The organism is Neobacillus sp. YIM B06451, assembly GCF_032667185.1.
GTDB lineage: Bacteria > Bacillota > Bacilli > Bacillales > Cytobacillaceae > Bacillus_D.
In genome coordinates this window covers 18,947-32,373 of record NZ_JAVFKJ010000018.1, presented here as the reverse complement: position 1 = coordinate 32,373, position 13,427 = coordinate 18,947, and the positions used below count along the sequence as shown (strand labels likewise).

The following is a 13,427-nucleotide window of genomic DNA, read 5'->3' as shown; positions in this document are numbered from 1 at the left end:
ATTTTAAAAAAATGGGGGTATTTTAAAGGTACAAACAGTTAGGAAAAACAACAGCGGACGAAGGCGTCCCAGATGTTACACCAAAGCTGTTTGTGGCTGCAGCAGCCGGAATAAAAAGGCGCACTTTACAAAAAATAACTACTTTTCAAGGAGTGAATTTAAATGGGTTTTCTATGGGCATTAATTATTGGAGGTATCATCGGTTGGTTAGCAGGGATGATCGTAGGCAGGGATGTTCCGGGCGGAATTATAGGTAATATTATTGCAGGTTTCGTAGGTGCATGGTTAGGTACAGCAATTTTCGGTGACTGGGGTCCTGTTGTAGCTGACTTTGCGATAATTCCAGCCATTATTGGAGCAGTAATCCTTGTCTTCCTGCTAAGCATGATTATGAGGGCCTTCAGAAGGTCAAATCATTAATAATCAGTAAAACGGCCTCCCTTTTTGGGAGGCCTATTTTTCTTCCCTGAATGATTTATATTTTGTCTACCTCTATTCCTTCGAAAATCGGGGGATTGTCCTGGAACGCCGCATGGACGACAATTTCCTCAAGTGTAATTGGATGTTTAAATTCGATTTTTGCGGAATGGAGGGCCTGGCGATTAAAGATTGGTTTTCCTCCATAAAGTAAATCCCCTGCCAATGGATGCCCAATATGGCTAAAATGGACCCTGATTTGGTGCGTCCTTCCCGTCTCAAGCCAGCAGGAAACCCATGTCAGCCCTTTCTTATTGTCGGCTTTTAAAACCCGATAGTGGGTAACAGCTTCCTGGCCTGTTTTTGAAACACGCCTCCGTGTTGCGTGATGGCGGTCTCTTCCGATTGGTTCATTGATTGTCCCCTTTTTCCTAAGTCCAGTTCCCATGACCACGGCGATGTAGGTCCTCTTGATTGCCCGTTGCTCAAGCATCCTGTCAAGAATGGCGCCTGCAAGTGGATGCTTTGCAAATATAATTGCGCCAGTCGTATCACGGTCGAGCCGATGGATTTGCTGGACAGATCCGCCATCCCCGGACGTCTGAAGATGGGCGGAAACTGCATTCACGAGAGTTTCGTTATCGTCAGGGGAGTTTGGGTGGGTAGAAATAAAAGGCGGCTTATTGGCAATCAGCAAATGATTGTCTTCATACAAAATACCCAAGTCCATGTAAAAAGGCTGAACTTGTGGCGGCATATCGTCAAAGAGCAATAGATGGATTTTTGTTCCTGCAGGCAACCGCATTTCCCAATCTGCTCTTTCTCCCTTCAAGAGGACTTTCCCTTCCATTCTGAATTGGTGGGCAAGTTTCTTTGGCACTCCCCATTTTTCCTTGAAAATCTCAGCGATTTTTATCCCGTCCCATGGTTCGGGAACGGCCAATTCAAGATACTTTCCGGTTCTTTTTGTATTAAGCATTTAATCGCACCTTTCCACACCCATTTCTGGTTGTATGTGGTTGAAATTACCATCCAATTTACAGTTCCAAATGTGCTATTCTAAAGATATATTACGGCAGTATTACAAATGTAACAAAGGTGGTTATTCCGTGAAAATCGTTTTTGCCTCGACCCCTGGCCAGGAAGATGAAATCGATGATTTAATTAAGTATTTTTATTCAGGCATTTTGCCAAGGTATTTTTCCGATGGGGAAATTAAAGAATTTCAAAGGCTTGGAGTGCTACATACCAAGAGCAGCCAGGATGCATATGGAACGTTACGGGATGCTTTTTATGTCATGGCAAGCCTGCAAACGCTTATATCCATCCTGGAATCTCCTAAACCCAGTGACCAGCACCGGGCGCTTTTTTTGAAAAATGCCGATAATCTTCGTTACTATGGCCTGCTTTTTCCATTCGGGTATGATTCTTTTCTGCCAGTGCAAAAACGCGGCGATTCCTTTTTAAGTGTGTTTGCGCCCGCCGCCAATCAGCTTCTTGTTTGATTCGTTTCACAGCAAAAACGCCTGCCGGCTGCAGGCGTTTTTGTCATTCTACGACTTTGCTAAAGCATATTCCTCAAGCCACTCCTGAAACTCCGCTTTATCCCGTCCCCCGACAATTCTTGAAGTCTCAATGCCATCTTCAAAACGAATCAAAGTTGGGGTTCCCTCAATTTTAAAATCAGCCCAGGCTGACTCATATTCAAGTACGTTGAGTTGCAGAATGTCGATATCCATATCCTTGGCAAGCGGCATCAGAATTGGGGTTGCCTGTTTACAGTACGAACAAGTCGGGCTATAAAAGTAAACGGTCAAATCTTCACGATCGGCGAGTTTTTTTTCAAGATTATCAAGTGTAACGATATTTTGGTAATTAGGGTCGTCCAACTGGGCAATTGTTTCTGGGTGAAGGTTCTTGTCCCCATACGGATTATTCCCGCTAACTTTATCCTCATTCTGTTTGTTTGTTAAATAGGCCATGCCGATAAAAAGTAAAAGAATGACTCCAAGAAATATAAGTATTTTCTTCATTATGCTAGTTCCCCCTTGTTTTTCTTCAAAATAACCATGCTGCAAATAAAGATTAGAGTAAACGCCATTAGGGCGAGAAATGGGATCGTGATGAAGCCAAGCCAGTTAATGTATTGGCCGGTGCATGGAACCCTGCCGCACGCTGGGGCTGCTTCTGCCATAAAAGGCAGCTTCTGCAGGGAGTAATGATAGGCGGAAACCATCATTCCAATTGCGGACATCCAGGCACTGTACAACGTAAAACGGTAATCCTTTTTCACAGTGGCGATGCCAAGCTGAAGCGCCAGCGGATACATGAGGATGCGCTGGTACCAGCAGAGTACGCATGGTTCATACTTACGGATTTCCGAAAAGTAAAGGCTCCCGAACATCGCCAATATGGATACGGCCCATGCGAAAAATAAAATGTTCTCCCGGCTGTCCTTATTCACTATTATTCACCTCTTTTTCAATATCTTAAGGGAAAAATTTAATTTTGTACAATCCCTGTTTCGGTCGAAAAATGACGATTGTGGAAAATCCCAGGGCAACCAATTAGAATAGAGATTATATAGGAAAAAAGCGGCCTTTTCGCTACAGGCAAATAGAAAATAGCTTTATGAGAAGCGGAGGAATTGCAATGGATTGGAGAATAAAAGCATCAAAATGGCTGGAATTTACAGAGTTGGATTCAGAATTAAAGGCTGAATTGGAAGCGATGAAAGATAATGACAAGCTGCTTGAGGATTCCTTTTATAAGAATCTGGAGTTTGGCACCGGGGGGATGCGCGGGGAAATTGGCGTCGGAACGAACCGAATGAACGTCTATACCATCCGTAAGGCATCCAATGGCCTTGCTTCTTACATAGAAGGAAAAGGTGAAGATGCGAAAAAGCGAGGTGTCGCCATCGCGTATGACTCCCGCCACAAGTCACCGGAGTTCGCGATGGAGGCGGCAAGGACGCTGGCGACTAGAGGTATCAAGGCGTATGTTTTCGATGAACTGCGTCCAACGCCGGAGCTTTCATTTGCAGTACGGTATTTGAACGCGGCAGCAGGCATTGTAATAACAGCAAGCCACAACCCGCCGGAGTACAATGGCTATAAGGTATATGGGGAAGATGGCGGCCAGTTGCCACCTGCCGCCGCTGACGAAGTGATTGCCAAGGTAAATCAAGTTGACAATGAACTGCTGATTGAAGTAAAGAGTGAGGAAGAACTGCGCGCCGTGGGCCTTATTGAGACAATAGGGAGTGAAATAGACAGCGCCTATATTAATAAACTTGCAACGATTTCGGAAAATACGGGAATTGCCCAGAAATCGCCTATCGAGATTGTCTTTACTCCGCTCCACGGGACGGCGAACAAGCCTGTCAGGGCGGCTTTTGGAGCGCTCGGTTATAAAAATGTCCATATCGTCCGTGAGCAGGAGCTTCCGGATCCAAACTTTTCAACAGTCAAAAGCCCGAATCCTGAGGAGCATGCTGCATTCGAACTGGCCATCCGCGACGGAAAGGCGGTTGATGCGGATATCCTGATTGCGACTGACCCGGATGCAGACAGGCTTGGCATCGCTGTTAAGAACCATGATGGCGAATACGAAGTTCTGACCGGAAACCAGACTGGGGCCGTGCTTCTTGATTATATTCTGGAAAAGAAAAAATCAAAAGGAACCCTTCCGGAAAATGGGGTCGTCCTTAAAACGATAGTAACGTCCGAAATTGGCAGGAAGATAGCCGAGGCCTATGGGTTGGAGACTATCGACGTCCTGACAGGATTCAAATTCATCGCCGAGAAAATCAATGAATTCGAACAGGCAGGTGACAAAGTTTTCCTATTTGGATATGAGGAAAGCTATGGCTATCTGATTGGCGATTTTGCCCGGGATAAGGATGCCGTTCAGGCGGCTCTTATGTCGGCGGAGGTATGCGCACATTACAAGAAAAAAGGCTTGAGCCTTTATGACGGCCTTATGAATGTGTTTGAGAAGTACGGTTACTTCCAGGAAGGGCTCCAGTCAATGACGATGAAAGGGAAGGATGGGGCCGAGCTAATAGCAAAAATCATGGCGGGCTTCCGTTCCAATCCACCTTCAACCCTTGCCGGCATGTCGGTCGTATCTTCGGAGGATTACCTGGAAAGTGTCAGGATTTCGGGGGCAGGCATGGAAAAAATCAATTTGCCAAAATCAAATGTCCTGAAATATTTCTTTGAGGACGGCTCCTGGGTTTGCCTGAGGCCATCGGGGACTGAACCGAAAATCAAGTTTTATTTCGGGGTCAATGACAAGAGCCTAAATGCGAGCAGGAACAAACTAAAGCAAATTGAAGCTGAGTTCATGGAATTGGTCAATACAAAGCTATAAGAGATTACCCGGCGGGCTGTGTGGCTTGCCGGGTTTTTTAGCATTTCGTCATAAGGTACGGCTGCTATTTTTAAAAAATACTCGGACTTTGGTCGTAGCCTTTCCCATTCAATTGGCTAAGGCAAACTTTTCTGAAAAATGTATAATAAAAGAAAACGACGGCTGGGGGAAATCGAATGGAGGCGGAGTCAAGGTTGCAAGAGCTTGGCATTTTAAAGGAAATTGCCGAGCTGCTGAATAGAGGAACCGAGACAGATGAAATTCTATCGGATGTTTTGGAAAAATTGCTTAGTGTTACAGGCCTTAAAACAGGCTGGATTTTTTTGATTGATGAGGATGGATCCTACAGGCTTGCAGCGAGGAAGAATCTCCCTGAAGCATTATCCCGCTCAAATTATGCCCCCATGTGCGCCGGGGAATGCTGGTGTATCGAGAAGTACAGGAATGGCAGGCTTGCGAAGGCAACAAACATCATGGAATGCAAAAGGCTTGAAGATGCCATCCTGAACAATCTGGGCGATACTGCGGAGTTGACGCATCATGCAACGGTTCCTTTGCGGGCGGGCGATGAAAAATTCGGGATATTGAATGTCGGCTCCCCTCACAAAACCCATTTTGACAAAGAAGAATTGGCGCTTCTGGAATCGGTTGCCCTTCAAATTGGGACATCATTAAAGCGAATCAAACTTGCCCAAAGGGAACAGGAGCTTGCCCTTACGGCTGAACGGAACAGGCTTGCCAGGGATTTGCATGACTCCGTGAACCAGTTGCTGTTCTCAGTCAGCCTAACGGCAAAGGGAGGAGCTTCAATGGCGGAATCCGCCGAGGTGAAAGAGACTTTTACCTATATCCAGGAACTCGCCCAGGAAGCTTTGAATGAAATGAGGGCGCTGATTTGGCAATTGCGCCCCCAAGGGCTTGAAAACGGCATCGTCAGCGCGCTCCGTGGCTACGCACAAATGCTTGGCCTCAAGCTGGACATCCAAGTCAAGGGGGTGCTGAATCTGCCGGGTAAAATTGAGGAAGGAGTTTGGCGAATTGGCCAGGAATCGATGGCCAATTGCAAAAAGCATTCCGGACAAACAAAAATTACAATAAAATTAGCGGTTGAGCGGAATTGGTTGTCGCTTGAAATTAGCGACCCCGGATGCGGCTTCCATTATGTCGAAGGAAATGAGCTGCCATCGCTTGGGCTGAAAGGAATGAAGGAACGGGCTGAAAGGCTTGGTGGGGAATTCTGTATCGAAAGCGCGGTAGGACGGGGTACAAAGCTGTCGGCCAAAATTCCGGTATGAAAAGGGGAAAGAAGATGGGAATTCGAATTTTAATCGCCGATGACCACAATGTCGTTCGCAGGGGGCTTGCGTTCTTTTTAAAAACGCAGGAGGATTTCGAGATCATAGGGGAGGCCAAAAATGGCCAGGAAGCTGTGGCTATGGCGGCTGAACTGAATCCGGATATCGTCTTGATGGACCTTGATATGCCGGTAATGGATGGGATCAGCGCAACGGCGACAATAAAGAAAGGCCAGCCGGATATGAAAATTATGATCCTGACTAGCTTTTCGGATCAAAACCATGTAATTCCGGCCATTGAAGCGGGCGCGACAGGTTATCAACTGAAGGATATCGAACCAGATGAACTCGCCAATTCCATCCGCAAGCTTTGCTCCGGCGAAAATCAGCTTCATCCGAAAGCGACCTCCCATTTGCTATCACAATTTTCAGGAAGCAAAAGGGAGGCCCGGAAACAGCTTGATGAGCTGACAAAGAGGGAAGTGGAAGTACTAATGGAAATCGCCAGCGGAAAGAGCAATAAGGAAATTTCCACCTCCCTGTTTATAACTGAAAAAACAGTGAAAACCCATGTATCAAGCATCCTTGCCAAGCTAGAACTTGCGGACAGGACCCAGGCCGCCTTGTATGCGGTAAAGAACGGGCTTGTAGACGAGTGATAGGCTTTGGGGACATTTCTTTATGTAAAGAGCACAGCCGTGGTGGCTGTGCTTTTTAACATAACGGTGGAATTCGCCTGAATTGTTCAGGTTAAACTGTATGCCGGCAACTGTTGTGGAGCGTTTTCGGGTACGTCTGCCGCATGGTCGAGATAGCGCAGCAGAGAATAAAGCTTTTTCTCAAGAACCGAGTAATCATGCTCGAAATGGTAAGCATGGAGAAAATGCTCGATTTTTTTTGACAGAAAATGGTCCCGTGTCCGAACCATGAGTATCAGGAGATTGTCCCATTGGGAGCGGTGTACATAATAAAGCGCCCTGTCATAATCCAGTTTATTCATTTTTTCTCCTCCTTATCAGGAGTTGAAATTAGTGTATGGAGTTCGAGTGGAAAGTTTCGCTGAAAATGTTGGAGATGCCTGTTTGAAAGGCTTTGTAACAACTGCCAGGGTTAGAAACAGGCCATGATGCATAGGAATTTTAAGCCGAGCCACACTATACGATGAGATAGCAGGAAAGGACTGTTGAACATGAAAAAATTGGTTGCTGTATTTATAGCCGTCCTGGCATTCATGGCGATACAGCCACATCAAATTGAGGCCCAACCCCCTGATTATGAAAAGTACGGAAGAATCGCGATGGCGGTTATCAATGCCGACTTTCCCGGAGACCCTATTAGGGACTATGAGTACCTTGGCCGAACAAAAGTGAAAGAATGGGATGTGGCGGATACCTTCCGATTCAAAGTTGAAGAGAAAGGCAAAACTTTTTTTGTCAGGGTAACCATAACGCATAGTTTAACTGCGAAAAAACTACTCTCGCTGAAGGTTGAGCCTGAGAGATAAAATTATGTTCAGCACTTTACCATAAATAGGTTGATTTGCAATTCTTTAACTGTTTTTTCATCGCTGGGACAGGCCGTCCATTGCCTGTCCCAAGGCGTTTTGCAGTCCGCAAGCGGTGGCCTTTGGGTCCTTCGGTCGTTAAAAGAGGATTTAAAGCCCGAACAGCATTGGCCGGCAGGTCTATCGGTCGTTAAAAGAGGATTTAAACCCCGAACAGCATTGGCCGGCAAGTCTTTCGGTCATTAAAAGAGGATTTAAAGCCCGAACAGCGGTGGTCATCGGGTTCTTCGGTCGTTAAAAGAGGATTTAAAGCCCGAACAGTAGTGGTCTTCGGGTCCTTCGGTCGTTACAAGAGGATTTACAGCCCGAACAGTAGTGGTCGTCGGGTCCTTCGGTCGTTACAAGAGGATTTACAGCCCGAACAGTAGTGGTCGTCGGGTCCTTCGGTCGTTACAAGAGGATTTAAAGCCCGAACAGCGGTGGTCATCGGGTTCTTCGGTCGTTAAAAGAGGCTTTAAAGCCCGAACAGTAGAGGTCTTCGGGTCCTTCGGTCGTTAAAAGAGGATTTAAAGCCCGAACAGCAGTAGCCATCGGGTCCTTCGGGCGTTAAAAGAGAATTTAAAGCCCGAACAGCAGTGGCCGGAGGGTCCTTCGGGCGTTAAACGATAACCTAGTACCTAAACGGAATGACCAGCCGGTTCCAACTAAGGCAACCGCGCCGGTTAAAGTAAACAAGGAAAGCAGCGGAGCCAGGTAACATATGCCTAAAGTGAGGAACGCATCCGCGTTCGCACTTTTTTTCTGTGATTTTTAAAAAAAGAATACAACTATCCCCCCATTATGTTCATACATTGTTGTAAGAGGAAAAGAGGGGGAATAGCTATATGAACAGCGAGGAGAGGAAGAAGCTGGAGCGCGCGATAGGGGAAATTACGGAAATCGCAAGCGGCTTCGGCCTTGATTTTTACCCGATGCGGTACGAAATTTGCCCAGCAGATATTATTTATACGTTTGGGGCTTACGGTATGCCGACCCGGTTTTCGCACTGGAGCTTCGGCAAGCAGTTTTATAAGATGAAGCTTCAATATGACCTTGGCCTTAGCAAAATTTATGAACTGGTCATCAATTCAAACCCCTGTTACGCGTTTCTTCTCGACAGCAACAGCCTGATCCAGAATAAATTGATCGTCGCTCATGTCCTGGCCCACTGCGATTTTTTCAAAAATAATGTCCGTTTCCAAAACACAAAACGGGATATGGTCGAAAGCATGGCTGCGACTGCCGAGCGGGTCCGAAATTATGAAATCACGTACGGAAAAAAGGAAGTCGAAACATTCTTGGATGCCGTCCTGGCAATCGATGAGCACATCGATCCATCCCTCATGCGCCCGAAGCTTTCCTGGTCAATGGAAGATGAGGAAGAAGAGGAAAGCCAGGACCGTCCGCCTAGCCCTTATGATGATCTTTGGAAGCTTGATGAGAAGCCGTCAAATAAACAGAAGGGGAAAAACAGGGCCAAAAAATTCCCACCGAAGCCGGAAAAGGACCTTCTCTTATTCATAGAAACATACAGCAGGGAGCTTGAACCATGGCAGCGCGACATCCTGACGATGATGAGGGAGGAAATGCTTTATTTCTGGCCACAGCTTGAGACGAAAATCATGAACGAAGGCTGGGCCTCCTACTGGCACCAACGGATTATCCGGGAGATGGACCTGACAAGCGCCGAGGCAATTGAATTCGCGAAGTTGAATGCGGGTGTCGTTCAGCCTTCAAAAACTGGAATCAACCCGTATTACTTGGGTATTAAGATTTTTGAAGACATTGAGGAGCGGTACAACAACCCGACAGATGAGATGAAGCGGAGGGGAGTCAAGCCTGGTTCCGGGCGTGAGAAGATGTTCGAGGTAAGGGAGATGGATTCGGATATTTCTTTCTTAAGGAACTACCTGACCAAGGATCTCGTCATGCGGGAAGACATGTATTTGTTCCAAAAGCAGGGGAAGGAGTATAAAATTGTCGACAAGGAATGGGAGAAAGTCCGCGACCGGCTTGTCAGTATGCGCGTCAACGGAGGTTTCCCGTACATTACTGTAAATGACGGCGATTATATGAAAAACGGCGAGCTTTACTTGAAGCACTGGTTTGAGGGAATCGAACTGGATGTGAAGTATTTGGAAAAGGTGCTTCCTTATATTTATCAGCTTTGGGGCAGGACTGTCCACATCGAAACGATGATTGAGGATAGGGGCATGCTGTTTACCTATGATGGGAAGGGCATACACCGGAAGTATTTATAATGAGAGGGCAGCACCTATTGGGGGCTGCCTAGTTTTTTTTTGATATTTTGTTGAACATATAAGCAAATAGTTATATTCTAATAAAGGAAAAAGGGGGAGTACAAACGTATGCAACAAACTAAGATCGAGATTGAACAAGCATCTCTTGTGCTAAAACTTCTTGGAGACAGGACGAGGCTGACAATGATGGCTCTTCTCAAGATGCGGGAACTATGCGTATGTGAACTACTCGAGGTTTTCGACATGAGCCAGCCTTCCATCAGCCAGCACTTGCGGAAACTGAAAGATGCAGGCCTTGTCAAAGAGGAGCGGAAAGGCCAGTGGATTTTTTATTCGATTAATAAAAACAGCGATGCTTTCCCGCTTTTGGAAAGTGTCCTGGAGTTTGTTCCGGAACAAAAAGAAAAAATGGAACAGATACTAAAAAGCAACCCAACAATGCGTTGCGGCTGTTAATTTGGAGGTTTGGTTTTGGTCTTATCAGTACTTGCTATTTTGATATTTTTGGTAACCCTACTTTTAGTCATATGGCAGCCCAGAAATCTATCCATTGGATGGTCTGCATGCGGTGGTGCCATCCTTGCTCTACTCGTAGGAGTGGTTGATTTTGCGGATGTTATCGATGTTACCCAAATCGTTTGGAATGCAACTTTTTCGTTCATTGCAATTATCATCATCTCCTTACTTCTCGATGAGATTGGTTTCTTTGAATGGGCCGCATTGCATATGGCACGAGCAGCAAAAGGGAACGGAATTAAAATGTTCGTCTACATTGGGATATTGGGTGCCCTTGTTGCAGCGTTGTTTGCAAATGACGGAGCAGCTCTAATACTCACACCAATCGTTCTCGCAATGGTGAGGAACTTGAAGTTTGAAGAGAATATGGTTTTCCCGTTCATTATCGCGAGTGGCTTTATCGCTGATACAACGTCATTGCCCCTTGTGGTAAGTAACCTAGTGAACATTGTTTCTGCTGATTTTTTTAATATTGGTTTCAATGAATTTGCATCAAGGATGATCGTCCCGAATTTCTTTTCATTGTTCGCAAGTATCCTTGTTCTGTACCTTTATTTCAAGAAGAGCATTCCCAAGAAGTACAACTTGGGACATCTTAAGAGACCGGTCGAAGCAATCAAGGACGAGAAAATGTTCCGGCTGTCATGGATTGTTCTTGTGGTCCTGCTTGCCGGATATTTTATCAGTGAGATACTGAATATCCCAGTTTCAATTGTCGCTGGAATCGTCGCGGTCTTCTTCTTGTTCATGGGCAGGAAAAGCCCAGTGGTGGACACTAGGAATGTTTTAAAAGGTGCACCATGGAATATAGTCTTCTTCTCAATTGGCATGTATGTTGTTGTCTATGGGTTGAGAAATGCTGGATTGACAAGTGTTTTGGCCGACCTGATTCAATGGACAGCGAATCATGGTTTATTTGCTGCAACAGTCGGCATGGGCTTCATCGCAGCCATCCTCTCGTCGATTATGAACAATATGCCTACGGTCATGATTGATGCACTTGCCATTGCTGAAACGAATACGACAGGTGTGGTAAGAGAGGCATTGATTTACGCGAATGTAATCGGCTCGGATTTGGGTCCGAAAATCACCCCGATTGGTTCACTCGCCACATTGTTATGGCTTCATGTCTTGTCCCTAAAAGGGGTCAAAATATCATGGGGAACGTACTTTAAAACAGGAATCTTGCTAACCATTCCTACCCTATTTATCACACTGATAGGACTATATATATGGTTGTTAATTATTTCTTAAAGATCTTTATTAAAAGGAGCAATTCGACATGGCTAAAAAAACAATCTACTTCTTATGTACAGGAAACTCCTGCCGTAGCCAAATGGCTGAAGGATGGGCAAAAAAATACCTTAACAGCGGTGAGTGGGAGGTTAAAAGTGCAGGCCTAGAAGCACACGGCTTGAACCCTAACGCTGTAAAAGCAATGAAGGAATTAGGAATCGATATCTCCAACCAGACTTCCGATGTGATTGACTCCCAAATCCTGAACAAAGCCGATTTAGTCGTCACCTTATGCGGCCATGCGGCTGACCATTGCCCGGTAACCCCTCCGAATGTGAAAAGAGAACACTGGGGATTTGATGACCCTGCAAAAGCAGAGGGAACAGAGGAAGAGAAATGGAAGTTCTTCCAGCGTGTTCGCGATGAAATTGGCGACAGGATCAAGACATTCGCAGATACAGGCAAGTAAACAGTAGAGCCACAGATGAAACCCCGACTCGGCAATGTGCTGCCCGACAGGCATGTACTCAAATTGCTACACAAGCATCAATTTCCTTTAGTGCTTACCTAATAATGTAACCTATAAATGTTTAATCTTGAGCAACGGCACGCGAGTCTGGTATACTTTTAGCAAAATGATTGTAAGAGGTACATACATTGTCTAAATCTAAATTGCAATATTGGCTGATTCAAATCTTACTTATTATGACCATTATTTTCGTGGCTACAAAAATCTCGTTTATCTTCAAACCGGTGGGGATCTTTTTTTCGACTGTGTTCTTTCCAATATTGATTACCGGCTTTCTTTATTTCCTTTTGAATCCAGTAGTTAATTTCCTGGAACGCAAGAAACTTCCGAGGACAGCATCGATATTGATCATATATGCAGTGTTTACCGGCCTGCTCGTTTTGGTGTTCAGTAATTTGGTTCCAGCTGTATCAAAGCAGGCAACTGAGCTGGCGAATGATCTTCCCGTCCTTGCCGCCAAAACCAGCGATTATATTTATGACGTTATCCAATCGTCCGAGTTCGAAAGCTTTAAGAAAGAGCAGCAGGAAATGATTGAGACAGGCAAGCAGCGGCTGATTGAGTTTGCCAATACACTGCCGAACAGGCTGACAAGCGGGCTTAAAGGCTTTTTTGGAATCGTTACAAATATCGTGATCATACTGGTAACCGTCCCGTTCCTGTTATTCTACATGTTTAAAGATGGCCGAAATTTCCCGATAGCGGTATCGAAGTTCATTCCGATTGATTATCGTGAAGAAGGATTAAAAATCCTGAGAGAAACCGGCGAAACACTATCCGCATATATCCAGGGACAGGTCATTGTGGCCTTGTCGGTCGGAACATTGGCTTTCATCGGTTACTTGATCATCGATTTGCGCTACGCATTAATTATGGCGTTAATCGTGGCCGTTACAAATATGATACCGTATGTGGGGCCGATTATTGGGGGAGCACCTGCTGTCCTTGTAGGATTTTTTGATTCCCCGACAAAAGCGTTACTAGTGATTGTTGTAATCCTGATCGCCCAGCAAATTGAAGGAAATCTCCTCTCCCCGATGATTTTAGGAAAAACATTGGATACACACCCGGCTACAATCATCATTATATTATTAGCCGCGGGTAATCTGGCTGGAGTGTTGGGAATGGTACTTGCTGTTCCAACTTATGCCGTAACAAAAACGATCATCCTGAACCTGGTAAGATTTTTAAAAGCCAGAAAAAGAGAGAATATTGCAAAGGCAGGAACCTAAGCCATTGGCTCAGGTTCTTTT

General features: G+C 45.5%; 15 protein-coding genes. 11 read left to right on the top strand and 4 right to left on the bottom strand.

Features of this window, described 5'->3' with window-relative positions; translation table 11 throughout:
• Window positions 1-162: 162 nt before the first annotated feature.
• Window positions 163-420 carry a GlsB/YeaQ/YmgE family stress response membrane protein gene (locus RB160_RS21230; RefSeq protein ID WP_316572447.1) on the top strand — a complete coding sequence of 86 codons (258 nt, stop codon included), beginning with the start codon at window positions 163-165 and terminating at the stop codon, window positions 418-420.
• A gap of 55 nt (window positions 421-475) precedes the next feature.
• Here RB160_RS21230 and RB160_RS21225 read toward each other — a convergent pair whose 3' ends face one another.
• On the bottom strand, window positions 476-1,396 hold the full coding sequence (locus RB160_RS21225) for an RluA family pseudouridine synthase (RefSeq protein ID WP_316572446.1): 921 nt from the start codon (window positions 1,394-1,396) through the stop codon (window positions 476-478).
• Window positions 1,397-1,526: 130 nt separating this feature from the next.
• On the opposite strand from RB160_RS21225, the gene RB160_RS21220 reads away from it, so the two are divergent.
• Entirely contained in the window at window positions 1,527-1,922 is a 396-nt protein-coding gene (locus tag RB160_RS21220; protein ID WP_316572445.1) for a YhcU family protein, read from the top strand.
• A gap of 48 nt (window positions 1,923-1,970) precedes the next feature.
• Here the strand turns inward: RB160_RS21220 and RB160_RS21215 are convergent, their stop codons facing one another.
• Window positions 1,971-2,450, bottom strand: a complete 480-nt coding sequence (locus tag RB160_RS21215; protein ID WP_316572444.1) for a thioredoxin family protein — start codon at window positions 2,448-2,450, stop codon at window positions 1,971-1,973.
• The gene (locus RB160_RS21210) at window positions 2,450-2,881 is read right to left on the bottom strand and encodes a disulfide oxidoreductase (protein WP_396954758.1); all 432 of its coding nucleotides are present in this window, start codon (window positions 2,879-2,881) and stop codon (window positions 2,450-2,452) included. The genes RB160_RS21215 and RB160_RS21210 overlap by 1 nt, the downstream gene beginning before the upstream one ends.
• Before the next feature lie 188 nt (window positions 2,882-3,069).
• On the opposite strand from RB160_RS21210, the gene RB160_RS21205 reads away from it, so the two are divergent.
• From RB160_RS21205 to RB160_RS21195, 3 genes are all read left to right on the top strand, one after another.
• Window positions 3,070-4,794 (top strand): phospho-sugar mutase, encoded by a 1,725-nt coding sequence (locus RB160_RS21205; RefSeq protein WP_316572443.1) that lies wholly within the window; start codon window positions 3,070-3,072, stop codon window positions 4,792-4,794.
• Window positions 4,795-4,970: 176 nt separating this feature from the next.
• A complete protein-coding gene (locus RB160_RS21200; RefSeq protein WP_316572442.1) occupies window positions 4,971-6,089 on the top strand; it encodes a GAF domain-containing sensor histidine kinase in 1,119 nt (372 codons plus the stop codon).
• 14 nt (window positions 6,090-6,103) lie between these two features.
• The gene (locus RB160_RS21195; RefSeq protein WP_316572441.1) at window positions 6,104-6,748 is read left to right on the top strand and encodes a response regulator; all 645 of its coding nucleotides are present in this window, start codon (window positions 6,104-6,106) and stop codon (window positions 6,746-6,748) included.
• A gap of 86 nt (window positions 6,749-6,834) precedes the next feature.
• Here the strand turns inward: RB160_RS21195 and RB160_RS21190 are convergent, their stop codons facing one another.
• Window positions 6,835-7,089, bottom strand: a complete 255-nt coding sequence (locus tag RB160_RS21190; RefSeq protein WP_316572440.1) for a YhdB family protein — start codon at window positions 7,087-7,089, stop codon at window positions 6,835-6,837.
• Window positions 7,090-7,278: 189 nt separating this feature from the next.
• On the opposite strand from RB160_RS21190, the gene RB160_RS21185 reads away from it, so the two are divergent.
• The 6 genes from RB160_RS21185 to RB160_RS21160 all read left to right on the top strand — a co-directional run bounded on the left by RB160_RS21185 (window position 7,279) and on the right by RB160_RS21160 (window position 13,406).
• On the top strand, window positions 7,279-7,593 hold the full coding sequence (locus tag RB160_RS21185; protein ID WP_316572439.1) for a DUF3889 domain-containing protein: 315 nt from the start codon (window positions 7,279-7,281) through the stop codon (window positions 7,591-7,593).
• A gap of 884 nt (window positions 7,594-8,477) precedes the next feature.
• Entirely contained in the window at window positions 8,478-9,893 is a 1,416-nt protein-coding gene (locus RB160_RS21180; RefSeq protein WP_316572438.1) for a SpoVR family protein, read from the top strand.
• Between the two features lie 108 nt (window positions 9,894-10,001).
• The gene (locus RB160_RS21175) at window positions 10,002-10,349 is read left to right on the top strand and encodes an ArsR/SmtB family transcription factor (RefSeq protein ID WP_316572437.1); all 348 of its coding nucleotides are present in this window, start codon (window positions 10,002-10,004) and stop codon (window positions 10,347-10,349) included.
• Window positions 10,350-10,364: 15 nt separating this feature from the next.
• A complete protein-coding gene (locus tag RB160_RS21170; protein WP_316572436.1) occupies window positions 10,365-11,663 on the top strand; it encodes an arsenic transporter in 1,299 nt (432 codons plus the stop codon).
• Between the two features lie 28 nt (window positions 11,664-11,691).
• Window positions 11,692-12,114: an arsenate reductase (thioredoxin) gene (gene arsC, locus RB160_RS21165; protein ID WP_316572435.1), complete on the top strand. Its 423-nt coding sequence runs from the start codon at window positions 11,692-11,694 to the stop codon at window positions 12,112-12,114.
• A gap of 188 nt (window positions 12,115-12,302) precedes the next feature.
• Window positions 12,303-13,406: an AI-2E family transporter gene (locus tag RB160_RS21160; RefSeq protein ID WP_316572434.1), complete on the top strand. Its 1,104-nt coding sequence runs from the start codon at window positions 12,303-12,305 to the stop codon at window positions 13,404-13,406.
• Window positions 13,407-13,427 lie beyond the last annotated feature (21 nt).

Coding starts and splice junctions, on each gene's coding strand:
- RB160_RS21230 (WP_316572447.1), top strand. CDS start 163: ATGGGTTTTCTATGGGCATTAATTATTGGAGGTATCATCGGTTGGTTA.
- RB160_RS21225 (WP_316572446.1), bottom strand. CDS start 1,396: ATGCTTAATACAAAAAGAACCGGAAAGTATCTTGAATTGGCCGTTCCC.
- RB160_RS21215 (WP_316572444.1), bottom strand. CDS start 2,450: ATGAAGAAAATACTTATATTTCTTGGAGTCATTCTTTTACTTTTTATC.
- RB160_RS21205 (WP_316572443.1), top strand. CDS start 3,070: ATGGATTGGAGAATAAAAGCATCAAAATGGCTGGAATTTACAGAGTTG.
- RB160_RS21200 (WP_316572442.1), top strand. CDS start 4,971: ATGGAGGCGGAGTCAAGGTTGCAAGAGCTTGGCATTTTAAAGGAAATT.
- RB160_RS21195 (WP_316572441.1), top strand. CDS start 6,104: ATGGGAATTCGAATTTTAATCGCCGATGACCACAATGTCGTTCGCAGG.
- RB160_RS21190 (WP_316572440.1), bottom strand. CDS start 7,089: ATGAATAAACTGGATTATGACAGGGCGCTTTATTATGTACACCGCTCC.
- RB160_RS21185 (WP_316572439.1), top strand. CDS start 7,279: ATGAAAAAATTGGTTGCTGTATTTATAGCCGTCCTGGCATTCATGGCG.
- RB160_RS21180 (WP_316572438.1), top strand. CDS start 8,478: ATGAACAGCGAGGAGAGGAAGAAGCTGGAGCGCGCGATAGGGGAAATT.
- RB160_RS21175 (WP_316572437.1), top strand. CDS start 10,002: ATGCAACAAACTAAGATCGAGATTGAACAAGCATCTCTTGTGCTAAAA.
- arsC (WP_316572435.1), top strand. CDS start 11,692: ATGGCTAAAAAAACAATCTACTTCTTATGTACAGGAAACTCCTGCCGT.